The organism is Cytobacillus sp. T106, assembly GCF_040492155.1.
GTDB lineage: Bacteria > Bacillota > Bacilli > Bacillales > Cytobacillaceae > Bacillus_AB > Bacillus_AB infantis.
Window position 1 is genome coordinate 59,276 of record NZ_JBEUMK010000002.1, and the last position, 24,154, is coordinate 83,429.

The window sequence follows — 24,154 nt, forward strand, 5'->3', positions numbered from 1 at the left end:
AAACGGAAGGGACATACGGTGTGATAAAGGAAATTGAAAGGGCAATATTGCGTCTTTAAGTAATCAGGAAGAACACAGGGCAGCTGCCCTTTCAAAATTGAGCCAAGGGACCTGTCCCTGTGGCTCTTATTCCTTTATCGTAATTTTCCTATTCTTGAATGATCCTGAATGCTCCAGTGTAATATGTGCTTCAATGGCCTTCAGGCTATCTTCTTTGAGCAGGTTTTTTTGATCCTTCAGCTTTTCCCAGTCAGAATGATAGTGTCTGTATAGCTGGTGCTCCAGGTTTAAAAAGTCTATGTCGTTTTCTAAGCCCAGCTGATATAATTGTCTGATTTCCTTTATGACCCCTTTTTTTGTGTATTCCTCCATTGCACCAACCTTGATTGTGTTGTTCCTGATGCGGTTGCTGACAATTCCATTGGCAAGGTAGAGAATCTTGAACCGGAAGCTTTCGCCCTGCTTTTCAGGGTGGATCTTAACATTTTGGTGGTCGAGAACAGCAAGGAATTCAGGCCTTTTTTCGTTTGGCAAAAGCAAGGGGGCGCGTGCTGTCTCCGGAGTCAGCCATCTGATGCCTTTTAGCTGGTCGTAGGAAAAGTATCCTTTGTACTTTTGTCCGGCGAGAAAGAAAGCACCATTGAATGCTAGCTTTGGCTCACTCTTTTTGTTCTTCTTCCACTGCGTTTGATTAATAGTGAGTGATGGAATGTAGGATGTGCACGCTGGTTCAAAAAATTCACGTGCAAATTGGTTCAGCTTGATTGGCCTAATGGTAGAGTTTTGTTTATATGTGCTCTCAGGGCTATGAAGAATAGTATTCAGCGAGGTTTGATTAAAAAACCCGCCGGTAGAGAGAATATCGATTATGGGCTCTTTTGTTCCAAAAATCCAGGGTGTCGGCCGGAATTCATAGTAACGTGTTAAGCCGTCAAAGACACTGTCCAATCCTTTTTCCAGTGCAGTTTCACTCAAAACGATGGCTGTAACATGTGCCCATAGAAACCTTTCCTGCGCTGTCCCGTAAGCTTTAAAAAAGGCATCGATGAATGTTTCTCCACTCGACTCTGACACATACACTTCAGGCGGCGCCTTTTCACCTCCCTCGCTTTTCGCCACCGAACCCAGCCCGAGCATCTGAATATAGAGATGGTACCTTCCGTCCTGATAGTCGACTCCAAGAGCCGTGGCAAAGTTCTGATTTTCAATCTCTGCAATGTCGCATGCCGTGGTACTGAAAAGAAATATAGTGGCCATTAACGCTATAGCAAACTTATGCTTCATCCTATTTTCTCCGCTTCTGAATGAATGATATTCCGAACCTCTTGCGGTCGAAGGGGTTCACAAAAAAGGCTGCCAGATATTCTCTGAATTTGAGTGAGGCAATTGGTTCAAGATAAGCCACTTTAAATGATTCCAGTACGGACAGGTAAATGAGGATGCTTAAAGCTCCAATGAAAAGTCCGTAAACACCTAAGAAAATCGATAAAAGTAACGTAAAAAAACGAAGGATGCTGACGGTTCCAACCAGCGACTGATTCACAAGCGTGTAACTTGCGACCGCAGTCAGCGCAATAATTACAATCATGGTTGGCGAGGTAAGTCCTGCACGGATTGCAGCATCCCCAATAATAATGCCTCCCACGATTGAAACAGTCTGGCCAAGCACCGTGGGCATCCGGACTCCTGCTTCTCTTAACAGCTCAAATAGCCCCAGTATAAAAATAGCTTCCACGCCGGTTGGGAGCGGCAATCCTTCCCGTGACACAACGAGAGTCGCCAATAAGGCAAATGGCAGCTGGTCATTATTCACAGAAGCCAGCGACACCCAGAACCCCGGCAGGAAGATCGCAGCTATTAAGCCTATCATTCGAATCAATCTTCCAAAGACAACAAAGTAGTAAGGAAAATGCACATCCTCTGGCGATTTAATTAACTCGAACACATTTGTTGGTCCGATCAATACAGATGGAGACCCATTCACAATTAAAATAAACCTTCCCCGCAGCATGCTTTCAACTACAAAGTCCGGACGGGTCACATAATCAAATAAAGGAAACAAAGAGAAGGAGCGATCAGAAAGCCACTGCTCCAGCTGGCCGCTGCTCACAATACTTTCACCCTGAAAATCATTAAGCCGATGCCTGGCCTCTTTAATGAAATCTGAATTGACCTTGTCATGCAAATAGAGCAAAGATACCTCTGTTTTACTAATGGAACCTAAAGTAAAGGATTCGCAATAAAGCTGTTCTGACTTCACTCTCTTGCGAATCAAAGAAATATTGGTATTCATTTCTTCGGTAAAACTATCCTTAGGCCCCTTAATAGACACCTCTGTTGATGATTCCTGCGGATTCCGCTGCGGCACTTTGCTGATATCAAACACATAGAAAAATGGGGTTCCTTCCCGAAACACAATCAGGGAACCGGAAAAAACTAGTTTGATCATTTCTTTCATGCTTTTAATATGCTGGACAGGAGGCAGGATTTCAGAGTAGCTCCGTGGTTCTTCTCTGCTGATACTAAGCAGAATCCGATTGAAGTACTCATTCAGTTGCCTGGAATCAAGCATGCCTTTGCAATAAAAAGCTTGAAGGTCATCGCCTTTTTCAATTGGGACGAATTCAATATCTGCATAATGTTCAAAGAACAGCCTCAAATCCCCACCGGTCAGAGTCCCTTTTGCCAAAATATGATCGAAACGCTCCATGTTCATAAAGTTTGGGTTCCTTTCCTTACAGGCAGATAACTAATGATCAATAACGCCAGTGTAATAAAAACGGCAAAGGCGAAGGCTGCCGGATAAAAAAAATGTCCGATTATCGTTTGCACCCACATATCGCTTACGGGAGCCAGTGTTAATATTCCTAAAAGCAGTGACACCACCACAAACATTTGCTTCTTATTAGAAAAGGCAGGATAATCTTTTAGCATATTTGTAAGAAGATAGAGACCCAGCGAAATTCTGATGATTTCACCGCTTAATAATTGAAATACGGCCAAGAAGTCAACGTGGGAAATATATTCTCCCAGGGTGATAAGGCGCCATTGCTCAAAGGCGGGAAAACGCATATTAGCTGCAAGAGTGGGTCCGAATGAAGATAAACATCCCATTGTAGGCCCAAGAATAAGTCCTGCCAGGATTGTAATAAGCACAATAAGATTGCGCCATGTTAACGGTTTTTTAAGACGGTGCTGAAGAAGCAGGAGTACAAGGAGGTCAGCGCTTCCCCCAAGAATGATGATTGTTCCTTTAACAATGGGTGGATAGCCCTCTGTAAAAACCGGCATGAGATAGGAATAATCTTTTTCCTCCGCGGTAAATAAGGAGACAAAAACTCCAAGCATCCACACAATCGGGAGCAGCACTGCAGAAACATAAACAATCGATTTTAATCCATTGTAGGCGGACCATGCACTGATCAGCAGAAAAGGCAGCAGGACAGCAACGGAAGGGGTATGCGGCAGAAAGTAAATATGCACGGATTGAATCAAATCATAAAATGAAATGGCGCTAATAGTGAAAATGAAAACCCAAAAGATAGACATGAAGACTCGAGATACAGTCCTTCCTGCACGCTCTTTGACCCAATCAAAGAGGAACAGCCGCTTCGGATTCTTTTTCATAATCAAATATAGGATACAGCCCCAGCTCAGTAAAAAGGCATAAGCAATCAGCACGCAGATCCATGCATCCCGTTTTCCTGTGGCCAGCAAGTGAGGCATGATGAGAACATGGTTGGAAATGCCGATAAATAGAATCAGGACAAAAATCAATTGGATACGGGAAAATTGCATGCAAGCACCACCAGACTATTTTTCTGCTTAGGTTAGGTTTTGTTTTATTTTCCAAAGTATGCATGATATAGCACAGCTGCAGAACTGTTATTGCTAGTAATGAGTGAAGACCAGTTAAAAATAATTGCAGGTCTGTTCCTGAGACAGTCAGAAGGAAATTCGCCACCCGGCAGCGAAACAAGTCATATGCATATTTTGGAAAAACAGCAAAGGAAGCTGATCTTAATGAAATTGATAAGACCTGCAAAGATACATAAAGAACAAATGTTGGCATACCGAAAAGCATTTCTGGACTCGGGAGAATATCTTTATGGAGGCTCTTCCCTGCAAAACTATGAACATTATGAGAAATGGCTCGAAAAAGTCATCAGCCAGGAAGAAGGGCAGCTGCCGCCAAACCGGGTTCCTGCGACACAATTCCTGAGCATGGTTGATGATAAAGTAGTCGGCCTGGTTAATATACGCCACCGGCTGACACCAGAACTGCTGGTGGAGAGCGGGCATATCGGCTACAGCATCCATCCGGCTGAACGCCGCAAAGGATATGCGGCTGAACAGCTGAAGCTGAGCCTGGTCGAAGCAAAGAAACTGGGTTTGGAAAAAGTGCTGGTCACATGTGATAAAGCAAATATAGCTTCAGCCAGGACCATTCAGAAAGTTGGCGGGGTATTGGAGAATGAGGTCATTTCGCCAGACAGCGGTGAGGCGGTTCAGAGGTATTGGATACAGCTTTGACTTTTGTACCCGTCATTTTCTGCACTTAGAATGCCGGACTTAAGTTTTCTTTTTTATCTATATTTAGCAGGGAAGGAGGTAAGAGATGGATTGGCTAGAGCGATTGAATAGAGCAATGGATTATATTGAGGAGAATTTAGCGGGTGAAATAGATGGAAAAGAAATAGCGAGAAGAGCATGCTGTTCGGGTTACCATTTTCCAAGGATGTTCTCTTCCATGACCGGATTATCTTTATCAGACTATATCAGGCGGAGGCGCTTATCACAGGCGGCATTCGAGCTTCAAAACAACGCTGAAGTCCGGGTGATTGATCTGGCGTTTCTATATGGCTATGATTCCCCGGATGCCTTTAGCCGTGCTTTTAAAAACCTTCATGGAATTACTCCATCAGCGGCCAGGAATAAGGGAATCAAGCTAAAAGCCATCCCGAGGATTTCTTTTCAAATTTCGATTAAAGGGGACGAGGAAATGGATTACCGGATCGAAGTGCTGGAAACTGATGTTGAAATAGCGGGAGTCAGGCGGAAGGTGGTTACGGAGGACGCTTTTAAAACAATACCGGGGCTGTGGAAAGAAGCAACTGAAACGGGCCTGCTGCAGCATTTTATCAATCTATCCTGGGAAAATCCCCCATGCAAGCTGGAAGGGATACTGGGTCTAGTCGGAAAGCAGGCTGCCATTACCGATGAAGAGTTCGATTATTTCATGGGCTGCCGTTATACGGGTGAATCTGCAAGCGGCTTGGAGAAAATCGTAATTCCCGCAAGTACTTGGGCTGTTTTCCCTGACATTCCTGAGGCTTGGAAGCGCCTGTACACCGAATGGCTGCCTGCCTCAGGTTATGAACTGGCAGATTTACCGTGCGTTGAGAACTACCTGGCGCCTGACAGGGTTCCAAACAGCGAGTTGTGGGTGCCGGTCATAGCTAAATAGCGGGAAGGAGTGACAGGTTTTTTGTGACAAGCTGTATGAGAGACCTGTTCCTTTGTTTTTGAAAATCTACCAAGGGGATGTTTCCTATCAAGCCAACTCTGTTAATCTTTGGAACGGACCATTTTGCAGGCATAGATAATGGAGATATGTATATGACAGACAAAATGGATATTTTATCAGGCACAAGGCAAGCAGAAATCCAGGAGGTTATCACTTGTTTAAAGAATTTTAACCCGACAAAGGTAGCCTTGGAAGTTCTGCAGGAAAAGGAAGAAGCTTTGAATAATGAATATGCTTCTTATTTGAGTGGAGGCTATGAATTAACCGTTAATGAAATCGATCAAGTCGGATTCCGGCTGGCAAAGGAATGCGGTTTGGGACATGTACATGCAGTCGATTGGAATCAGGATGAGGAGGGTGTGCCGGACCTCGGGGCTCTAAGTGAATGGGAAGATACGGAAGAGTATAGGGCGTTTACAGAGATAGGGCAGAAAATCACTTCTGAAGCAAATACATTTTTGCAGAATCATTCTATAAAGGACTATCTGCTTTGGCATAATGAACCGCGGAATATTGCCAGGGGACAGGAACTTTACATGAAAATGTCCCTGACAGGCAGCAATAGCAACCCGGCGGGCGCCATTTGGACAGCGAAGTATTGGTATTATCGCAATCTGTTGATTTTTAGAAATCTGGTAAACTTATTGGATTCCAATGAAGAACGGATTTTTGTTTTATATGGTGCGGCCCATCTCCATCTGCTATTGCAGTTTGCGAGGGAGAACGGGTTATTTGATGTTGAGGCAGCCGGGGATTATTTGGGGTAGGGATTAACTTTTGATCTAGTGTGGGGCCGGGGGGTCTGTCCCCATGGCTCATATCACCAAAAAATTGAAACTAAATCGGTGTCTCTTCCGTATACAAATATTAACAGGAGGGATACCATGGAAGTTAAAGTGGCAGAGAAGAATGGGAGCCTGGAGATAAACTGGCTATTAAATAAGACTGAAATACCGTTATCGGCTATTACAGAAGTATCGAATGATGATACCTATGGCGGGCAGGAAAAGGAAGCCATAAGGATTGGGTTTCCATCCGGCAATACAGACAGAGTGGTTATTAAAACAGAGAAAGAAACTTATATACTTTTTACGAGTATTGGCGGCATAAAAGAAAAGATCTTAACTTTGATGAATAAGTCTGTGCGTTGATCTTAAGGAGGATTAGCGCTTTTTTTGTTGAAGTTCTTTGGTAAGCGGGCAGGCACTCATATGTGCATTCACAGCTGTAAGTGAAGGGGGAGAATGATTGAAGAAATTCATGGTTCTCGGATTTTTGTCTATCCTGATCATCCTTGGGGCTATATATATGATCAATACAAGAAGCACAACATTTAACCAGGCGGTGCCTGATATGTCTGAGATTACAGCTATAGAAATAATCAAATCTTCCACTGATAAGGAAGTCGTTTTGGAGAAAAACGATGTGAAAAAACTGGTCCAAAGCTGGTCTGAAATGGAGCTAAAGGCAGATAAAATGGGTTCTCTGGACTTTGAAGAATCGTATTGGATCACTCTAAAAGCTAATGATGAGAGGAAATATGGGCTGACAGTTTACGATGATAAATACTTATTGGTTTATGATTTCAGCAAAAGGACAAAAAAAGACAGCAGCAGGAGTTACCAGATTATCAGCGGGGCTGATTTGGACGATATTGAGCAGTATTTTTAGTCTTGAGAGGAGCTCATATGGAAAATTCATTAACCATAACAATGGAAGCTTCGCATTCATTGAACTTCTTAATTTATATCCAGAATATATTCCTGAATAAAACCCGGAGCAAGTCTGATTTGAAGTTTCCCTATATGCCGGCAGAGTGCCAGCTGCGCGAAGACTTTGATGTGCGCTTCAGAGATTTATGGAATGATATATCAGAAAGAATAGCTGATGATCCATCACAAGATCAATTGATTTTAATCGAAGAAAGAAACTTATTCTATCAGACACTGTTCATTGAAAATGATGATTCATTATCTGAATTCGATCAGATATATACATCCTTTAGAGCGTGGTGGAGAAGCCTTGCAGGAGGTTTTGCTATAGAAATATGTATGGGTGAAACATTAGACAAGATTTATAGGGGATTAGCTGATCTGCTTATAGAAAAAGGAATTAAGCCGCGAAAAAGACTGTATCTTAATCTTATCTACGATCAGTGTTTATTGGCAGCAGCAGAACCCTCCTCTTATTACACCACCCTTTCTCTGGAAGATGGTTTTATGAGGTATAAAGAAATCCCTGGAAGATTACTGCACAGTATTGATTAAGAGATATGCATAAGCATTCGGGGGCAGTACTATTTGAAAAGGAGGCTGAAATGTGGATTTACTATTCTGGATTGTTTTCGGTTTTTTCATAGGCGGATTTGCGGTTCTCGTTTCCATGAAAAAGAATATGGAACGCAGGGTCGCTGCTCTAAAAAGAGACGGGGAAAGCAGCGGTATTTCATCCCGTCCTGTAGTCTGGTGGATCTTCGCGACGACAGTCTGGGGAATTGTAAGCATGGGGCTGGTTGTGTGGTGGTTTTCGGTTAGCTGATATAAGTTTTACCGATAAAAGTGAGGAGATCAATGATGGATAACTGTATTTTTTGCAGGCTGGAGCTTGAGCCGGATCAGAATGTTGTCATGAGCAATGAACATTGTCTTTTTTTACAGCTGGGGCAGAGTCAAATAAGGGGAAGCCAGGGTTAATTGTTCCTATTCAGCACAGGGAAACTGCGTTTGATTTAACACCTGAGGAGTGGGCGGCCACCTACAGTCTCCTTCAGGATGTGAAAAAGTACTTGGATGAAAAGCATGAGCCTCGAGGTTATAATTTAGGCTGGAACTGCGGCGAGGCTGGCGGACAGCATATTTTCCATGCTCATTTTCATGTGATCCCAAGATATGAGGACGAAGCTCTTGCGGGTAAAGGGATCCGGTATATGTTTAAAGGGAAAGAAAATCAGAGGGGGCTTAAACCTTCCCCCTTGGCCACTTGAAAGAGAGAGCTGATGGAAAACAACGTGTTTTCATGAAGCAGGATGCCTCTATGTTTATTTTAGTCAGCGCCAAGTAAGGAGAGGAAAACGTAGGGTGATTCCAATAGAAAAACTAATATTGCAAAGGCGGCGTGATTACAGGTCAGATTTAAACTTTGCCGGCGGCCAGATAGCTCAGGATGGAACACTGCTGCTGATTGAAACCGGCCAACAGGAACTCGATTTTTTTGAGCGGCCTGTGCCGAAATGCAGCTGGACCATCACGTTGATTAGAGATAACAGTATAGAGACTGCGGAATTAAAGAACATTCCTCTAATGCCGACTCACGCTGATCTGTTTTCCGATGGGACATTGCTGATAGTACAAAGCCGCTGTTTAAAGGATGGCACATACGTTGAACGGAACGCCAGGAGGTATAATCCAAATGGTCAGTTGATTGAGGCATTCACGCTCGGTGATGGAATTAATGATGTCCAGATCGATGAGACAGATACCATCTGGGTCAGTTACTTTGATGAAGGCATCTTTGGGAATTTTGGATGGGATGAGCCCATGGGAAGTGCCGGTGTTGTGGCTTACACAATGAATGGCAAGCGGCTGTGGGGAGCCGGTGATTATGGCATCATTGACTGCTACGCTTTGAATGTGGCTGGATCTAAGGAAGTCTACTTTTACTATTATGATGATTTTGATCTCGTTCATCTGGATGAGATGAGAGAAGCCGGGCGCTATCGTGTGAACGGCCGTTACCCTCTGATGGGGCGATTTTTGTTGGATAAAGAGGGCATGATTGGTCAAATCGATATGTCAACGCTCATGCGCTACCGGAAAAATCAACACAGCTATACAGCAAAACATAAGCTGCAGTTAATTGATGAAGATGGCAAACGCATCATTGGGCCGGTGTTTATGCGGGGCTCACATCTGTATGCATACGGCAAGGATGGAATATATATAAAGTCATAGGACAGGTTCCATGCCAAACGGGCCAGCGGACCTGTCCCCTTGGCTCATTGGGAGGACTTTCAAATGTATAATAAAAACCACGATCCTAAAGGAAATATTAAGGCAGAGATCCTGCTATCGGGGCAATCTCTATCTTTTAAATTGGATGTAAACGAAACAAAGGTGCTGCTCGACAATATGGAAAAAGCATCGCATGATTTTAAAAAAATGGACTCTATTAAGCTGTATCATCCTGACGGCAGGTTGAAATCAGTGATCAACCCATTGCAGATATCGAGGATTTGGTTTACATGAAAGAAAAGGGACAGGTTTCTTGGCCCGAGCGGACGGAAAACCTGTCTCTCTGTATTAGTGTGGAAGCATAATAGTCTTGAGATACCTGCTGCTTATGGTTAAAGGCTGTATTCTCATTAGTGGTTAAGCCTGTCCTTAAATGTTTCCATACAGCATTCGATGTTTATGAGCAGCGTAATAATCCTTTTAACTAATCTTGAGAATGAACTCAAAGTTTATCCCTCTACAAGGATATTAGTGTCAGGCAGAACCGGATCTGTCATTAATATCTTCTATAGAAATGCCTTATTCAAGTCCTTTCTTAATGATTTGGGAACGGTTTTCCATTTGCGGGGGTTCCTCGAACCAGCCATTTTTAATCTTAATATTAATCCCTTCCTGCGCGTAGAAATAGACATCTTTTGCGAGCAAAAGTGTTTTCATCGCCAAATCGTTTCTTAAACTGAAAAATCCCCCTGTGCCTGACCCAATCAGTCCAAACCCATTAAGAATATATATACAGTGCATCATCAGCTTGTCAGAAAAGGGAGGAACTGTTGATGTAGTTACCGTTGCCCCGGAAGTCGCGGAGAGATGGACATCCCCATCCAGAAGTAATTCCTCCATAACTTTGACCTGTTTCTTGGCAAGATCCTTCCCTTTTAAAAAATATTGCCTGGCTTCCTTGTTTTGAGCGCACTGAGCAAAGCCTGTAATTAACTGCATTCCAATATTATTAACTTCAAGATTATGATGAAGGATCCCAACCTCCAGGGCTGATAGAGGCCTTTTTTCACCAATTAGTTTAAACCCCTCCATATACTTTTTGCTTTTAATAAATTCCGTCTTCTTCTGCATAGTCACTTTAGGAGGGAGAGATAGAATTCCATTTTCAAGTAAATAGCGGGTTGAAAGTTTATAGATTTTTTGAGTGACAGTTGTGAGTCCCTCATAAATGGCCATTACCTTTTTGTTGTAGGTCATATTCATGCCAAGGGTGTACAGCCCCATGCTAACTTCCTTTAATACACGGACAAACATGATATCAAATCCATTATCATATAACTTGGGGGCCTCCAGGTTTACATCCTCTGATGTGAAACCCACAGGTTTAACCATTCCCTGTTCAGAAAATAGATTTTCCATCTCAGCTACATAAAAATTAAGCTCCTGCCATAATCCGCCCAAAATATTTCTTGCTTGCGGGTCATCTGCCTTTTCGATAAAGTATTCCAGAAACCGCATAATCAAGGTTTTTTCCTGATATGTCTGCCAAAGCGAGCCTATTTCGGACACATTTAAAGGATTTGTCAGAACCATGCAAGATACCTCCTAATCAAATATCCCTAAGTGCATATGTATATTGTTTCTAGCGTTTCCAATTAAGCAAAAACCATACTGCAATTTGGGCCGTGGTATCTGTCCCTTTTGCAAACTCTTTTTTATGAGAATATTCATCTTTAAAAGGAGGATAATGGAATAATTTGGTGAATATTAGTGTTTATTAGCCCTTTAATGAGGGAGGGGAAATACAGTGAAAATAACGGATTATACCAATATAGCTGAGAGATACGATAAGAATCAATTTAGGACAGATGAAATTAGATTGGATAACGAATTGGAAGAGTATATAGAAAGCAATCGGAAACCTGAATATCAGGTTCTAGATTTATCCTGCGGTACAGGCCTTTATCTTGAAAAGCAAATAAATGCCTTTTCAGGGCTCAATATTAGCTGGCATGGCTTGGACCTGTCAGATCAGATGCTGAATAAGGCAAGGGAAAAGGTGATATACGCAGCTTTTGTAAAAGCTAATGCAGAGAATATGCCGTACCCATCAGAGACCTTTGATTTCATTTCGAACAACTATGCGTTTCACCACTATAGCAATAAAGGACAGGCGTTAAGTGAGATTTATCGGATATTAATGAAAGGCGGCATCTATAAATTACATAATATAGCTGTTCATGATATGCCGGATTGGTGGGTGTATCATTACTTCCCATCTGCTTTTAGAGAAGATGAGAAAAGATTTTGGAACAAAGGCAAAATTTTTAATGAACTTACTGAATCAGGCTTTAAAGTAAATTTAAGAATTGAGTATCGAAGGGAAAATATAAGAGTGAATGACTACCTAGTCCATGCAGAAAATAGAGATATTTCGGTGCTGACTTTAATAAACGACAGCGAGTATTATGAAGGATTAGAAAGAATGAGGCGAGATGTGAAAATGGATCCTGATAAAAACATTGTGAATGATTTTGCGGAGCTGTTTTGTACTGCTGAAAAATTTTAGAAGAACAGAGGGACAGATACATGAGAAACCTGTCCTTCTGTCCTATAGGCAAGCCCGGCGCAGCTGCCTGTCTTCATCACGCGGGGAAAAGATAGCCATGAGACCCTTATTGCTTACGTTAAGGGCTGCATTCTTATTAAGCGGTTTAAGCGATATCTATACGTATCAATAAAAAACTCCAGCTTAATAATTAAATGAAGGATCCTTTTAATCAAGCTAGTAAGTGTACTCACAATGTATCCCTCCACATTCATGATCGTGCACGGAAAAAGCTGCACTAGCATTAATATCCTCCAGAGCAGATTCCTTTATTCACTTCCATTCTTGATATCACATGCAAATCTACAGGGGGCGTTCATTTGATTGTGGTGCTATGGCAAATATCCTTCCTCCTTTGTGTCATCACTCTCCTTTTTGGACTATTTAAGAAATCATGGCTTCCATGTTCATCAGTTTTATCACATCACTTCCGATGGCTTATTACTTCCTGGGAGCTGAAAATAGCTGGAGGCTGGTTGCTTTAACTCCTATATTTTCGCTGCTTCTGACCTTTGTTTTTTGGAGGAATAAAGCACGCTGATTTGACTGTGGCAAAGAATCTGTACATTTTTTGCGGAAAGTTATTTAGAGCGGGCTGGCAAGCAAATTCAGGGCTCCAGAAATTTAGGAAAAGGAAACAAAACTGGATGGGGGGAGTATCGTGCTGCGGGCAGTCTGGAAAAACATATTGTATATACTGGAACATAAACTTAATGTCCTGATCGAGTGCTGGAAAGAGGGGCTATTCCTGCAGGGGATTATCCACGATTGGTCAAAATTTACCCCGCAGGAGTTTATGCCATATGCAAAGAAGTTCTTCTATGAGGGTCAAAAGGATTCCGCAGATGAATTAAAGTGGAAATATGCTTGGCTCCACCATCAGCACAAGAACAAGCACCACTGGGAACATTGGGTGGTTGACCCGAAAAATAAACAAGCCCTGCCGATGCCCAGAAAATATCTTCTTGAAATGGTTTGTGAATGGCGTTCGTTTTCGAGGAAGTGGGGAAGAAGGGTGAAAGCTTCCACTATGGACTTGAGCGGCAATATTATTTTGATCCCGATACGAAAAAGGAACTGGAAGATATATTGGAGAAGAAAAAGGCAAAGGATGCTAGGTGGAAAAATAGGGACGCGATTTAACTTGGAATAGGCTGCCTGCAAGGCGGCTTTTTTGCTGTTTCGGAATAAATGCAGGAAAAAAATGAGCCAAGGAACCTGACCCCCTGGCCCAAAAAAATGGTTGCGCGGTTTTGGAAGTGTGTATATAATGTATATATAGTATATATACAATAGTTGAAAAAGAGGGAATTCCATGCAAATCATTATCTCCAACAGTTCCAAGGAGCCGATTTATGAACAAATTACTAAACAGATTCAATCCTTGATTTTAGCGGGCGATCTGCAGGAGGGGTCAGCGCTGCCTTCCATACGCCAGCTCGCGAAGGATCTCCAGATCAGTGTGATTACGACGAAACGGGCTTACGAGGAATTGGAGAAGGCGGGTTTTATTTATTCTATTGTTGGCAAAGGGTCTTTTGTTGCCGAACAAAATTTAGAAGTTATTAGGGAAAAGAAGCTGAAGGTCATTGAGGAACAGCTGGGGGCGGTTATAATTAACGGCCGGGAAATTGGTCTCTCATTGGATGAACTTCAGCAGCTATTGAAGATTTTATATGAGGAGTGACTGTATGGAGAACGTGGTCGAATTGAAAAATGTTGCCAAGGAATTCAAGGGTTTTTCCATTAAAGATATAAATTTTCAAGTGAAGCAGGGGTTTATTACAGGGTTCATCGGAGGGAATGGCGCCGGAAAGTCGACGACCATTAAAATGATGATGAATCTGCTGAAGCCGGATCAGGGCGAGATCAGGATCTTCGGGCTGGACTATAAGACACATGAGAAGGAGATCAAGGAGCGCATCGGGTTCGTTTATGACGGAAATGTGTTTTATGAAGGGATGAATTTAAAAGATATAAAACGCATTGTTGGACCAGCGTATAAGCGTTGGGACGATCGTTTGTTTTATCAATATGTAGAGCAGTTCGAGCTGCCCCTTAATAAAGCGATCAAAACCTTTTCAAAAGGGATGCAGATGAAGGCATCACTGGCGATTGCCTTATCGCACCATGCGGAGCTGATTATCATGGATGAACCGACATCAGGACTGGATCCTATTTTCAGGCGGGAAATGCTCGATCTGCTGCAGGAATTGATGCTGGATGACCGGCGCACGATTTTCTTCTCTACACATATCACCACAGATTTGGACCGAATCGCTGATTATATTGCCTTTTTGCAAAATGGGAGACTGGTATTTAATCAGTCTGTCCACGAGGTGGGGGAAAATTATGCGCTCGTAAAAGGCGGGCTGGAACTTTTGGACCGGGATACAGAGAAGGCTTTTGTCCATATTCACCGGGCTCCTACAGGGTTTGAGGCCCTGACTGACAATATCGAACTTGTAAATAATATTTTTGGCCATTCTGTTGTAGTGGAACAGGCGGGCCTGGAGGATATTATGTATTACATGAAGGGGAGGGAAAGCTATGTTTAACCTTATCAGGCGCGATGTGATACTGCAGAAAAAACTGATCTTGACCTTTATTCCTTTTATCTTGTTCTTTATTATGATGGACTCGCATCCTGTGCTGATTTTCAGCGTTGCCAGCATTTTTATCCCCTTTAATGCCTATGCCTATGATGAAAAAGCAGAGGCGAACATTCTGCTGAACAGCCTGCCCTATACGCGTAATGAAATCATTGCTTCACGTTATCTCGGAGCAGTTATCTATATGATTCTAGCCATAGGCGGCACTTGCCTGGCATTGCTTGCATTCAATAAGGCATTTACCATCGAAGATATGGCTATGGGCGGCGGCATCTTCTTAGCATTCGCTGCATTCACATTTCCGCTGTTTTATATTTTTAAGCCAGGGCATATCACAACAGTCCTGATGATTACATTCGTTCTATTAACAGGGACGGGCCCGCATCTCCTAAACCTGATTGCTGAAGATCTTTCTTTAATCACCGGTTTTATTGCAAGTTTGTCCAACCCGGCGTTGTACACGGGGGCAGCAGTAATCATTTTGGCTCTGTATGGCATTTCCTGGGGAGTCACCACATTCATTTACCAGAGAAAGGCGTTTTAATGCTCCTTTGAGGAGGGCCGAAAATGGATGAAGTATTCAAGAGTCTAAAAAAAGCAGGGATCCATTACATAAAAAATGATCAAGAATTCATCTTAGAAATGTTTGAAGATCAAATAAACAATCCCCATGAAGCAGACACAGCCATAAAGAAACTTATTACTAATCTAACTGCCTTTAAAGAGAGGCGTATCTTGTTCGAATGCCCTAGAACTCTCCTTGATCAATTGATGTTCACAAAAAGGAAAATGGTAATGACTGGAGAAAGAGTCATTTACACCAGGGAATTTACTGAACCTATCAATCAACCTCCAGCCGGTTATGAAGTATGGTCCATTCATCACGAGGAATCAATCGCTTTTCTGTCAGAGGTAATGGGCAGGAGTTTTAACGATACTAGAAGATTTTTAACGGGCATGCAAACAGAGTTGCCCTCACAGGTAAACAATATGTACACAGTACTGATGATTGCAGATGAACCGGCTGGCGTTGTTTTTCCCCACCTGGAGCCTGATTCGGATAGACAAGGACGTCTCTTTTGGATTGGCATGCACCCGAAATTTTCAGGGAATGGGCTGGGACAGAGGCTCCATTTGCTGGGGTTATATAGGCTGAGAAATGAATTTAAAGCAAACTCGTACCTGGGCGCAACGAAAATTGATAACACGCCAATGAGAAAAATTATGATAGCGAATGGTTGTACTCAGAACAAAAATACGGTCCTATCATTGGAATATAATTCATAAGTAACAGGAATCTGTCACTTTGTTTCACTAAGAAATACCTCTTCCTCATATAAAAAAAAAAATAAACAGTTTCCTCTCATCGTTAAGAAAGGGGCAGTGCTATGATTACAGTAAATCCTATCGGGATTGCATATAATGAAAGACACGAAATAGAGGACGATTACTGGGGCGAAGTGGTCAGCAGGATCGTGCTGGACGATTCTCTGCCAGAAGACGGGCTCGACGGAATTGAATCCTTCTCTCACTTAGAAATCATTTATCATTTTCATCGGGTGGATCAAAGTAAAATAGTGCCTGGTGCAAGGCATCCCAGAAATGACAGCAGCCTCCCCAAAGTGGGGATCTTTGCTCAGCGCGGCAAAAATAGACCGAATCAACTAGGCCTGACAACTGTGAGGATAGTCAAAAGAGAAGGCAGGGAACTGACCGTCACTGGGCTTGATTGCATCAATGGGACGCCGATTCTTGATATCAAGCCGGTGATGGAGGAATTCCTGCCTAAAGAGCCTATCAGCCAGCCAGATTGGTCCCATGAGATTATGAAGAATTATTGGGACTGAAGTTCAAAGGGAAAAAAGAGAGATCAGTTGGCGCGATTTACTATTAGAACCGGAGAAAGATCTCCATTCCCGCCTCCATAAAAAAGGACGGAATTCTGATTAAAGCTAGCTGCCGTTGCTGCTTTTAGCCTGAACTGAGTCTTGCCGCTCCGGTTGATTTGAGCCAGTGCGCTGGCCGGGATATCTATATCAATGTAATTAGAAACGGCGGCCGGCTGAAAACTGGCTATATCGGTAAGTGTGGCTGCGGCGGAATAATCGTTTTGTTCGATTGGGGCAGATCCAAAAGTTCCGTTCTTCATGTCGATTTTTACATCAGTGACTGCCCCTGTGATCAATTTTGTATACAGGCGCAATTTTGCTGACCCAATCGCTGTCTGTCCGAGCGTGCTTGTGTCAAAGGATAAGATCCCTCTGAAGGTATCAGTATTGTACATTCCTTTATCGCCAGCCTTGATGTCCCCGGAGCCTTTGCCATCTGCTGTGAAGCGGCCGGCAAACCCGCTTTCCCCTGAGATGGCGCTGAATGTCAGCGAGTCCCCGGGAGGAGCATCTTCTTCGATGATATATACTTCTTCTTTGACAGACTCTCTTTGCCCGGAGCTGTCCTGGCTGAAAAACTTAAGGGTCGTATCGTCGTAAATGTAAATCGGTCCCGTGTAGAGTGTGGATTGTGCTGTAGGATTCGAACCGTCCACTGTGTAGTAAGTGGATGCTTCTTTATTGGTCTGGAGCTCTACATAGACAGGCTGATTATAGGTTCCGCCTTTAGGGCTTGCTGATGTAGCAGGGGCATCGCCGGCATCTCCTCCATCATCACCGCCTGCAAATGAATGGAAAAATTCCCACATCATCCGGCTGGCATCAGGGCCCTGTGGATCCGTATAGCTGCCTTGCACATTTCCCCCTGACCAGGCATGCCCCATGCTTTGGACAGTGACTTTTTTCATCCAGACTCTGCCGTCCCCAGCTTTATAATGGCTGACAGTGTAGCTTTTTCCGCCAGGAACGTTTAAGTTCTCGGTTTGGTCCGGCTGGTCGTCGATCCAGCCATCCTCTTTGCCGTTCTGTGCTAAGTCGTTTGTCACTGCCCATTGGGTGATGACCTGGTTTCCATTTACCGGTGCGACTGTATAGTCCGAAGTTCCGTGAAACACTATGACTGGCATGGTGTCTGCCTGGCTTCCCATTGCCTGATAGGCAGCCCTCCCCTGGCGCACAGGGTCAGGGCCGCCGCTCGACATAGCCGTAAAAGCTCCGGTCATGCTGGTTGCAGCCTTGTATTCAAGACCCGCTCCCACCCCAATTCCAGAGAAAAGGTCAGGATATGCGGCCCCCATGATCACGCTCATCGCTGCACCTGCTGAGAGACCCGCCGCATACACCTGATCTCCTTGGACTGAGTAATTATTTTTAATAAGATTTACCATCCCGGCGATAGCAGCTGGTTCCCCGCTGCCGCGCGACTGGTGGGCTGCCTCGAACCAGTTCCAGCACTTATTGGAATTGGCGCTGCTGGTCTGTTCAGGATACAGTACCAAGAACCCTTTTTCATCAGCCAATGCATTCATCTTTGTCCCTGTTGCAAACTGGCTGGCATCCTGTGTGCACCCATGCAGCATGACATATAACGGATAAGACTGACTTTCATTGTACTGATCAGGAACATACAATTTATAAGGCTTCCCTCCATAGGTGCCTGTAATAAATTGTCCTGCAGCCTTTGAATTACCAGGAAGCAATGTGACCGAGCATACAAAAATCAAAACGATTAAACCAATCCAGGATTTTTTGCGAGCCATCAAAACCACTCCTCCTTTCATCCTTCAGGATTAGTGTAGGAGGGGGGAGTTACAATGAAGTTACAGTGGGCCGGAAAGGATGGAAGTGCGGGTTGGTGGAATTGAAATTAATAATGGTGAAAGGGAATAATCTTCTCAATGAAAAATAACTTATAGAAAAGATCAAGAAGATTAAGAAATTGGGGGCGGACTATGAAGTACAAGGCGGAAAAAAGATTCAAAGCGCCAGCTGGTTCTAAAGGTGCCATTACATTTGGTTCTGCTTTAGCTATAACAATATCATGGAGTATTCACAAATCCGTTCTCTGGGCAATCCTTCACGGATTTTTTAGTTGGTTCTACGTTATATATTATGTTTTAACAAGGTAAGACTTTCAATCAAGCTTATCAACTCTATAATTCTACAGAAGCATTAAGCAAAGGGATGGAAAGCGCCATCCCTTTAGACATTATCTTCAATTATCTCTCCAACAACCTCAAACGACTTCTACTTAGCTATTCCCGCTCTCCATAAACCTAAATATTATAAGAGCCTTCTTCAGGATAGAAGAAAGCTATAAATAAGTCAGTATCCCCAGCAGCTTCCCTTAGTGAATTCCACTCCGTCTGCGATCTTTTACTCGCTTTCACTGCCACCACAAAAATCTGGTGTGAAAAATCAGTCACTCAAGTTTGTTTTCATAAGTAATGAAACATTTTGATACCTTTAACGTAGTAATAGAAAGGGACTTTAAGTTACCGTTTGATAGAAAGGAGAGAGGGAGTTGGTGAGAGAAGTAGATAGATCAGTTAAAAACTTCTTTGATTCAAATGCAATGTACCTCCTGTTTTCAAATATATTGTGGGCGGTATTTATGTCGCTTATCCCGTATGGAATCTGGAATATGAAATTATTTATAACGTTTATGATCGTTACAGTCATCGAAGTGTCAATAGCTTGGATATGGTGGAAAAAACCCGATATTGGGATAGTGAGATATAATTCTTTAACAGCTTATACTCAATTTTTAACAATGTCAGTGTTTCTCTCCTTTCCTATTTATCGAATGACATGGGGATATACGTGGTTTGCAGTATGCTTAGGGATATTTGTTCTTGTATGGATATTGTCAATTTATAAAAGGGAATCTTTATTCTTGGCCTTTACGAGTCCAAAAGGATTGAAAACTTTAATCCCAATATTAATAGTACTAGGTATTTTTTTTATTCTGGGAGGCTTATCTTCATATAGAGGTCAGGAAATGGTGCTCATGGCTAGTTTAACGGATTACGGAAAAGCGTGGTATATCTCATTATTTTGTTATGGGTTAGGTTTATTCATTATGTTTATTACCGCGCCGCTATTAAAGAAGGTTGAATGAGTTTACGATTCTGATATATCTTTCGAAAGATTTACAAGAGTATTAGATTAACAATCTCAAGAGACACTCTTTCACTAACCCCGAATATAATAAATTGAAAAAACATTAAAATATATAATAGAGTACGTTGGCTGAACAAGCACCCCAGTTCAAATAAATGGCAGTAAAAGTTGAGAAAGAGAGGACCTAGCGTGAAGCCTTTTAAAGATAAAATTTATTGGACACTGATGCCTATTGGAATAATAATTGGCTTTTTCATCGTTTTTATTCTCCCAATAAAAAATATCTATGCCTTTATATTGCCAATTATATTTTGGGTTATTTATTATACTTGGACTTATTTTGATGAAAAAAAACGTAAGGAATAGCAGCTATCAAAGGGACAGTTTGAACAAACGTATATTGAAGGGAGAAAAAATGAGAAAGGTAAGAAGTTTATTTTTTGCTGGCTTACTTTTATTGTTGTTAGGAATATATTTGTCTACTCTTTCATTAACTCATTGGATTATCATCGGTACATTACTTGCAATCATCGGTGGATTTTTGATGGGCGGCAGTACATATTTTATACCTAAATCTAAGAAGTAAGCAGCCACCTATTCAACATTACAATTTGCACTCATACCCCGGCAAAAAAACAAAGGGATGGAAGCCCCATCCCTCTACCCATTACTCTCAATAATATCCTCAACAATCTCAAACGCCTTCTCCTTAGTCATTCCCTCTCTCAATGAAAACTCAATATGATAAGAGCCTTTCTCGAGATTGAAGAATGCTATTAGCATATCTGTGTCAGCCGCAATCTCTCTATAATGGACATCCACACCGTTCATCGTTTTAATCTTGCTGTCAATTTCACCATCAATGATCTCGAAATTGCTGTAGGTGATGATGAAAAGCCAGGGTTCTCCATCATAAAGTCCATATAGAACCTTCGAATCCATTGTATTCTCATATTTTTCGATATACTCTTTGTCTCTTAACTTACCCTTTTCTTTTGAATAGACCACAACCAGGTCCTTCTTGTCACCTGTTGGCGGATATTTAACCTCAGCCGATGTGATGGAATACTGTTCATATTCAGGAATAAATACATCAGTCTCAAATTCATCGCCAGCCTGCTCTTGAAAAGAATTGGCTCCTCCGTCCGTTTGAGAGGAACAGGCACTGGCAATTAACATTAATCCAATCAGCAAAAGACTCATTCTCCGCTTCAATTTCTCAGCTCCCTGTTTTTATGACTGTATTTGCATTTTAATATATTATTCCAAACCCTTTAAAGGAAGAACAGTTTACACCTTCAAAGAAGGTCAAACCTTTCATGATATACAATAGGAAATATAAGGGAAAATATGAACGAAGGGGATAGGCTATGGAACAGATTTTCAGAGAGATTGTAGAAATCATGCATTACGACTATGCGGGGTGCGTGGATAAAAAAGGATGGGATGATCCGGAGGCTTATCTTGAAAAACTACAGCTTTTAAAAGAAACCAATAAGCTGACCAGGGAGCAGTTTGCAGATATAGTAAGAGACTATTTATTGGACTTTCAAGACCACCATATTTACTTTGCTGACAGCTCGGCGGAAAAAAGAAAGCCGGTGGACAGAGGATTCCAGGTCAGGCGATATAAGGACTGCCTTTATGTTACCGGGGCGAAAAATGAACAAAAATTAAATGCCGGCATGGCGATTATTTCGCTTGGGGGCTTCACCATCCCGGAACTGAAAGAAAAGCACAGCCGGCTCTTGAAGGCTAACCATCCCGAACGGGAAGACTGGATGCCGATCCTTTCGCTGTATGAATATGGCGACATACAGGATGAGCAGGGGAATGTTCGTAAAATTACTTTCAGTACTTATGAAAAACCAGGATATACGCCAGCCTATACTGTGGAAAAGGTGAATCAGGATACATTGCTATTCACCATTACTGATTTTGCGGATCCAGATGCCATTGTAAAACTGGTCAAAGATAATAGGGATCTTATTGAATCAGCAGACCAATGGATAATAGATGTTCGGGTCAATTATGGCGGAAGCGACTCCAGCTATTATCCTCTCATGCCGTATATCATGCCTGAAGAAGGTGTGGAGCTCGCTGACAGAAAGGACACGATGCTGTTTAACTGCACCCATTTGAACGCCGGCAGATTCTTGGCGGAAACGCTCCCGGTACTGGAAGGCATCCAGGGGGAAGAGGCACAGCAATTCCTTAAGGTCTTTATTCGGGAGTGGCAGAGGAATAAAGGAAAAGGGTTCGTTGAGTTTAATTTTAAAGACATTGTGCCTGACACCTTTGTGAAAGGCACCAAAAATCCTAAATTAGTTGCTGTATTGTCAGATTACATGTGCGGCAGTTCTGGTGACTCCTTTGTTGAGCTTTGCAAAAAGTCCAGCAAAGTCCGGGTCATCGGCAGGCCGACAAAAGGATTAAATGATTATGCCAACCTCATAAGCAAGCACTGGGATGAAGGGTTCCAATTCATGTATCCCACCTCAAGGCTGTCCCGGATTGATAGAGGCATGGGGATGACAGGCAAAGGGATAGCGCCGGATTTGTATGTCCCGTGGACACCTGAGCACTTGAAGCGGGATGTTGACCTGGAGAAGGCGATAGAATGGCTGTCATTGGAAAAAAGTACATTCAGGTAGGGCAGATTTTACAAGAGAAAAAGACAGACCTAAATCTGCCTTTAAAGATTACTTCGCCCAATCCACAGGCGGCTTAGTAAGCTGTGCCGGCACACCTAGTTCCTCTGCGGCCGCCAGAATGAATTCTTTACGGAAAAAATAGCTTACATGCCTGACAATTTTTCCGTTTTCGGTTTCCTGGTACTGAATGTCATGGATGAACGGGCCTTGTCCTTCGTCGGCAAAAACAATAATAACCGGCTTGCCCCAAAGTATGCGGGACTCGGCCCTGTATCCAGGCAACCCATAGCGCAGCGAGCCATTCCGCATTTCTTCTTTGCTAAATTCTGCGAAGCCTAAAGGTGCTTCATTTTGTGCCTGGTCACTGATCAGATCCAGGACTGCTTCGACATCGCCTTCGTTTAAGGCCTTTAAATAGGCTTTGATGACCGGCTCATTTTCATGGACGAAGCGGTGATCCTGAGTTTCCGGATTGTTATGCTGCTTCAATTTTTCCTTCATCCTTCTCGTTGTGGCATAAACGGCTCCCGGCGTGGTCCTGGCCATGCCAGCCACTTCCTCTGCCTTGAACTGAAAGACTTCAAACAGCAGGAATACGGCAATCTGCCTTGGTTTGAAAAGCTCAACAAGGCAGCCGAGTGCCTGCTGAAGCTCCAGCGTCTCCGTAAATTCAACCGCTGGGATATCTCCTTCGTCTAATGTGCCAAGATTTCTTTTCTCCCTGCGGCAGTGGTCGATCCATATGTTGGTGGCCATCCTGTACAAATAGGATTTTGTATTTGTCGGATGCCATCTCTGAAATAATCCGCCCAATGCCTTCAGCATCGTTTCCTGAAACAAATCCTCGCCATCCCACGGAGATCCGGTCAGATAGCGGCAATAATTCCAAAGCTGCTCTGAATGGGCTTCCGCAAGCTCAGAAAACATATCCTTCAGTTCGCGTGCTTTGCCTGCTAATTCTTGTTCTGTCACCATATAATCAGCTCCTTTATTGGTAGGACGAATAGGTAGGGCGAAATTGTACGGGAAAAATGAAATTTTATCAAAGCTCATTTTAAGTCTACATCGCCGGCTACATTGATGCCCAGTATTGTTTTGTATCGCCAAAAAAGTTGAAACCTTTCTCATGAAAATGCCTTCTAATATTTAAAGAAGCCAAAAGGAGAGGTTAAGTGAATAAATATTTGATCTTAGCTGTTTTTCTGCTGTTCACTATTCTAACGGCAGGCTGTCAATCGTCCCATTCTGTCGATAACAGAGACTTAGAAAAATATGAAGTTTCTCAGACCAGCGATGAAAACGTTCAAGGTGACTTTATCTTCCGGATTAAAAGTGAAAAGGGAGAGTACGAAGAAGGTGAGGACATAGAGTTATATGGGGAAATTGAATATATAGGGGAAAAAGAAGAGGTCACAATCTATCATTCTTCCTCAGCTGTCTTGTTCCCGATGCGGGAAAAGATACGGGGGTATGAAATAGGAAGTGCAGTTAATGACATCGGATTATCAACAACCATTAAAAAAGGAAAGCCTTATCGGGAAGAGTACGGAAAAAGCGGCAGTTATAGTGAGGATCAGGATCCTCAAGACTATGTTAACTTTATGAAGGAGTTCCTGAATGCCTCCGGCTTTCCCGCCGGTTATTATGTGGTTCAAGGCTCTACTGATTTTAGTGTTGAATCCGGAGAACATGTCAGGGTAAAGGGGACAGTCGACTTTAAGGTAATGAAAAAATAAAGGGCTATCCAGCCGCAATTGATTCAGCCTTGATCTTTCTCCTTTTTGGCTATGT

The 24,154-nt window shown here is 42.8% G+C and carries 27 protein-coding genes and 2 pseudogenes; 22 read left to right on the forward strand and 7 right to left on the reverse strand.

All coding sequences use genetic code 11. From position 1 onward, the window contains the following. Positions 1–126: 126 nt before the first annotated feature. From ABU165_RS04695 to ABU165_RS04705, 3 genes are read right to left on the reverse strand one after another with little or no spacing between them, the layout of a single operon-like run. Positions 127–1,284 (reverse strand): Ger(x)C family spore germination protein, encoded by a 1,158-nt coding sequence (locus tag ABU165_RS04695; RefSeq protein ID WP_318059655.1) that lies wholly within the window; start codon positions 1,282–1,284, stop codon positions 127–129. 1 nt (position 1,285) lies between these two features. Continuing rightward, the gene (locus ABU165_RS04700) at positions 1,286–2,716 is read right to left on the reverse strand and encodes a spore germination protein (protein WP_148949972.1); all 1,431 of its coding nucleotides are present in this window, start codon (positions 2,714–2,716) and stop codon (positions 1,286–1,288) included. Next, positions 2,713–3,798 carry a GerAB/ArcD/ProY family transporter gene (locus ABU165_RS04705; RefSeq protein ID WP_148949971.1) on the reverse strand — a complete coding sequence of 362 codons (1,086 nt, stop codon included), beginning with the start codon at positions 3,796–3,798 and terminating at the stop codon, positions 2,713–2,715. The genes ABU165_RS04700 and ABU165_RS04705 overlap by 4 nt, the downstream gene beginning before the upstream one ends. Before the next feature lie 225 nt (positions 3,799–4,023). Here ABU165_RS04705 and ABU165_RS04710 point away from each other — a divergent pair, with 225 nt between their 5' ends. The 10 genes and pseudogenes from ABU165_RS04710 (at position 4,024) to ABU165_RS04755 (ending at position 9,771) form a co-directional block, all read left to right on the forward strand. Further along, entirely contained in the window at positions 4,024–4,533 is a 510-nt protein-coding gene (locus ABU165_RS04710) for a GNAT family N-acetyltransferase (protein WP_318059656.1), read from the forward strand. An 85-nt stretch (positions 4,534–4,618) separates the two neighbouring features. Then, on the forward strand, positions 4,619–5,467 hold the full coding sequence (locus tag ABU165_RS04715) for an AraC family transcriptional regulator (protein ID WP_318059657.1): 849 nt from the start codon (positions 4,619–4,621) through the stop codon (positions 5,465–5,467). A gap of 152 nt (positions 5,468–5,619) precedes the next feature. Beyond that, positions 5,620–6,294, forward strand: coding sequence for a DUF5694 domain-containing protein (locus tag ABU165_RS04720; protein ID WP_318059658.1), 675 nt, complete (start codon positions 5,620–5,622; stop codon positions 6,292–6,294). Between the two features lie 117 nt (positions 6,295–6,411). Then, on the forward strand, positions 6,412–6,678 hold the full coding sequence (locus ABU165_RS04725) for a SunI/YnzG family protein (RefSeq protein ID WP_009794530.1): 267 nt from the start codon (positions 6,412–6,414) through the stop codon (positions 6,676–6,678). A 97-nt stretch (positions 6,679–6,775) separates the two neighbouring features. Next, positions 6,776–7,198 (forward strand): DUF5301 domain-containing protein, encoded by a 423-nt coding sequence (locus ABU165_RS04730; RefSeq protein ID WP_318059659.1) that lies wholly within the window; start codon positions 6,776–6,778, stop codon positions 7,196–7,198. 17 nt (positions 7,199–7,215) lie between these two features. Further along, positions 7,216–7,794: a hypothetical protein gene (locus ABU165_RS04735; protein WP_318059660.1), complete on the forward strand. Its 579-nt coding sequence runs from the start codon at positions 7,216–7,218 to the stop codon at positions 7,792–7,794. A 52-nt stretch (positions 7,795–7,846) separates the two neighbouring features. Next, positions 7,847–8,065, forward strand: a complete 219-nt coding sequence (locus ABU165_RS04740) for a hypothetical protein (RefSeq protein WP_318059661.1) — start codon at positions 7,847–7,849, stop codon at positions 8,063–8,065. 35 nt (positions 8,066–8,100) lie between these two features. After that, positions 8,101–8,510: pseudogene (locus ABU165_RS04745) on the forward strand (HIT family protein). A 94-nt stretch (positions 8,511–8,604) separates the two neighbouring features. After that, positions 8,605–9,477 carry a hypothetical protein gene (locus ABU165_RS04750; protein WP_318059662.1) on the forward strand — a complete coding sequence of 291 codons (873 nt, stop codon included), beginning with the start codon at positions 8,605–8,607 and terminating at the stop codon, positions 9,475–9,477. A gap of 63 nt (positions 9,478–9,540) precedes the next feature. After that, positions 9,541–9,771, forward strand: a complete 231-nt coding sequence (locus tag ABU165_RS04755; protein WP_009794525.1) for a hypothetical protein — start codon at positions 9,541–9,543, stop codon at positions 9,769–9,771. A 285-nt stretch (positions 9,772–10,056) separates the two neighbouring features. Here the strand turns inward: ABU165_RS04755 and ABU165_RS04760 are convergent, their stop codons facing one another. Next, entirely contained in the window at positions 10,057–11,070 is a 1,014-nt protein-coding gene (locus tag ABU165_RS04760; protein ID WP_009794524.1) for a DUF3231 family protein, read from the reverse strand. A gap of 214 nt (positions 11,071–11,284) precedes the next feature. Here ABU165_RS04760 and ABU165_RS04765 point away from each other — a divergent pair, with 214 nt between their 5' ends. The 8 genes and pseudogenes from ABU165_RS04765 (at position 11,285) to ABU165_RS04800 (ending at position 16,544) form a co-directional block, all read left to right on the forward strand. Then, entirely contained in the window at positions 11,285–12,046 is a 762-nt protein-coding gene (locus tag ABU165_RS04765; RefSeq protein ID WP_318059663.1) for a class I SAM-dependent methyltransferase, read from the forward strand. Positions 12,047–12,746: 700 nt separating this feature from the next. Next, positions 12,747–13,043, forward strand: a pseudogene (locus tag ABU165_RS04770) (DUF5662 family protein); the annotation flags it as partial. Between the two features lie 23 nt (positions 13,044–13,066). After that, positions 13,067–13,228, forward strand: a complete 162-nt coding sequence (locus ABU165_RS04775; protein ID WP_318059998.1) for a hypothetical protein — start codon at positions 13,067–13,069, stop codon at positions 13,226–13,228. Between the two features lie 172 nt (positions 13,229–13,400). Continuing rightward, complete coding sequence (locus ABU165_RS04780) at positions 13,401–13,772, forward strand: GntR family transcriptional regulator (protein WP_009794518.1); 372 nt, start codon at positions 13,401–13,403, stop codon at positions 13,770–13,772. A gap of 4 nt (positions 13,773–13,776) precedes the next feature. Continuing rightward, positions 13,777–14,643 (forward strand): ABC transporter ATP-binding protein, encoded by an 867-nt coding sequence (locus tag ABU165_RS04785; RefSeq protein WP_318059664.1) that lies wholly within the window; start codon positions 13,777–13,779, stop codon positions 14,641–14,643. Then, complete coding sequence (locus tag ABU165_RS04790) at positions 14,636–15,241, forward strand: ABC-2 transporter permease (RefSeq protein WP_318059665.1); 606 nt, start codon at positions 14,636–14,638, stop codon at positions 15,239–15,241. Before ABU165_RS04785 ends, ABU165_RS04790 begins: the two co-directional genes overlap by 8 nt. A 23-nt stretch (positions 15,242–15,264) precedes the next feature. Beyond that, positions 15,265–15,984: a GNAT family N-acetyltransferase gene (locus ABU165_RS04795; RefSeq protein ID WP_318059666.1), complete on the forward strand. Its 720-nt coding sequence runs from the start codon at positions 15,265–15,267 to the stop codon at positions 15,982–15,984. A gap of 101 nt (positions 15,985–16,085) precedes the next feature. Beyond that, the gene (locus ABU165_RS04800) at positions 16,086–16,544 is read left to right on the forward strand and encodes an SAM-dependent methyltransferase (protein WP_009794514.1); all 459 of its coding nucleotides are present in this window, start codon (positions 16,086–16,088) and stop codon (positions 16,542–16,544) included. Positions 16,545–16,567: 23 nt separating this feature from the next. Here ABU165_RS04800 and ABU165_RS04805 read toward each other — a convergent pair whose 3' ends face one another. Further along, positions 16,568–18,346, reverse strand: coding sequence for an extracellular catalytic domain type 1 short-chain-length polyhydroxyalkanoate depolymerase (locus ABU165_RS04805; protein ID WP_318059977.1), 1,779 nt, complete (start codon positions 18,344–18,346; stop codon positions 16,568–16,570). Between the two features lie 764 nt (positions 18,347–19,110). On the opposite strand from ABU165_RS04805, the gene ABU165_RS04810 reads away from it, so the two are divergent. Beyond that, on the forward strand, positions 19,111–19,707 hold the full coding sequence (locus tag ABU165_RS04810) for a hypothetical protein (protein WP_318059667.1): 597 nt from the start codon (positions 19,111–19,113) through the stop codon (positions 19,705–19,707). Between the two features lie 417 nt (positions 19,708–20,124). Further along, positions 20,125–20,295, forward strand: a complete 171-nt coding sequence (locus tag ABU165_RS04815) for a hypothetical protein (protein WP_165352627.1) — start codon at positions 20,125–20,127, stop codon at positions 20,293–20,295. Positions 20,296–20,369: 74 nt separating this feature from the next. Here the strand turns inward: ABU165_RS04815 and ABU165_RS04820 are convergent, their stop codons facing one another. Further along, a complete protein-coding gene (locus ABU165_RS04820) occupies positions 20,370–20,924 on the reverse strand; it encodes a hypothetical protein (protein WP_129613146.1) in 555 nt (184 codons plus the stop codon). A 155-nt stretch (positions 20,925–21,079) separates the two neighbouring features. On the opposite strand from ABU165_RS04820, the gene ABU165_RS04825 reads away from it, so the two are divergent. Beyond that, positions 21,080–22,363 carry a S41 family peptidase gene (locus ABU165_RS04825; protein WP_318059668.1) on the forward strand — a complete coding sequence of 428 codons (1,284 nt, stop codon included), beginning with the start codon at positions 21,080–21,082 and terminating at the stop codon, positions 22,361–22,363. A gap of 48 nt (positions 22,364–22,411) precedes the next feature. On the opposite strand, the gene ABU165_RS04830 is transcribed toward ABU165_RS04825, so the two are convergent. Continuing rightward, entirely contained in the window at positions 22,412–23,338 is a 927-nt protein-coding gene (locus ABU165_RS04830; protein WP_148949958.1) for an RNA polymerase sigma factor, read from the reverse strand. A gap of 197 nt (positions 23,339–23,535) precedes the next feature. Between ABU165_RS04830 and ABU165_RS04835 the strand changes: the two genes are divergently transcribed. Then, a complete protein-coding gene (locus ABU165_RS04835; RefSeq protein ID WP_318059669.1) occupies positions 23,536–24,099 on the forward strand; it encodes a hypothetical protein in 564 nt (187 codons plus the stop codon). Positions 24,100–24,154: the final 55 nt, after the last annotated feature.

Bases quoted from the DNA above. Each gene is read 5' to 3' on its own strand.
- ABU165_RS04695 (WP_318059655.1), bottom strand. From the start codon at position 1,284: ATGAAGCATAAGTTTGCTATAGCGTTAATGGCCACTATATTTCTTTTC.
- ABU165_RS04700 (WP_148949972.1), bottom strand. From the start codon at position 2,716: ATGAACATGGAGCGTTTCGATCATATTTTGGCAAAAGGGACTCTGACC.
- ABU165_RS04705 (WP_148949971.1), bottom strand. From the start codon at position 3,798: ATGCAATTTTCCCGTATCCAATTGATTTTTGTCCTGATTCTATTTATC.
- ABU165_RS04710 (WP_318059656.1), top strand. From the start codon at position 4,024: ATGAAATTGATAAGACCTGCAAAGATACATAAAGAACAAATGTTGGCA.
- ABU165_RS04715 (WP_318059657.1), top strand. From the start codon at position 4,619: ATGGATTGGCTAGAGCGATTGAATAGAGCAATGGATTATATTGAGGAG.
- ABU165_RS04720 (WP_318059658.1), top strand. From the start codon at position 5,620: ATGACAGACAAAATGGATATTTTATCAGGCACAAGGCAAGCAGAAATC.
- ABU165_RS04725 (WP_009794530.1), top strand. From the start codon at position 6,412: ATGGAAGTTAAAGTGGCAGAGAAGAATGGGAGCCTGGAGATAAACTGG.
- ABU165_RS04735 (WP_318059660.1), top strand. From the start codon at position 7,216: ATGGAAAATTCATTAACCATAACAATGGAAGCTTCGCATTCATTGAAC.
- ABU165_RS04755 (WP_009794525.1), top strand. From the start codon at position 9,541: ATGTATAATAAAAACCACGATCCTAAAGGAAATATTAAGGCAGAGATC.
- ABU165_RS04760 (WP_009794524.1), bottom strand. From the start codon at position 11,070: ATGGTTCTGACAAATCCTTTAAATGTGTCCGAAATAGGCTCGCTTTGG.
- ABU165_RS04775 (WP_318059998.1), top strand. From the start codon at position 13,067: ATGGCGTTCGTTTTCGAGGAAGTGGGGAAGAAGGGTGAAAGCTTCCAC.
- ABU165_RS04780 (WP_009794518.1), top strand. From the start codon at position 13,401: ATGCAAATCATTATCTCCAACAGTTCCAAGGAGCCGATTTATGAACAA.
- ABU165_RS04785 (WP_318059664.1), top strand. From the start codon at position 13,777: ATGGAGAACGTGGTCGAATTGAAAAATGTTGCCAAGGAATTCAAGGGT.
- ABU165_RS04790 (WP_318059665.1), top strand. From the start codon at position 14,636: ATGTTTAACCTTATCAGGCGCGATGTGATACTGCAGAAAAAACTGATC.
- ABU165_RS04795 (WP_318059666.1), top strand. From the start codon at position 15,265: ATGGATGAAGTATTCAAGAGTCTAAAAAAAGCAGGGATCCATTACATA.
- ABU165_RS04800 (WP_009794514.1), top strand. From the start codon at position 16,086: ATGATTACAGTAAATCCTATCGGGATTGCATATAATGAAAGACACGAA.
- ABU165_RS04805 (WP_318059977.1), bottom strand. From the start codon at position 18,346: ATGGCTCGCAAAAAATCCTGGATTGGTTTAATCGTTTTGATTTTTGTA.
- ABU165_RS04815 (WP_165352627.1), top strand. From the start codon at position 20,125: ATGAGAAAGGTAAGAAGTTTATTTTTTGCTGGCTTACTTTTATTGTTG.
- ABU165_RS04825 (WP_318059668.1), top strand. From the start codon at position 21,080: ATGGAACAGATTTTCAGAGAGATTGTAGAAATCATGCATTACGACTAT.
- ABU165_RS04830 (WP_148949958.1), bottom strand. From the start codon at position 23,338: ATGGTGACAGAACAAGAATTAGCAGGCAAAGCACGCGAACTGAAGGAT.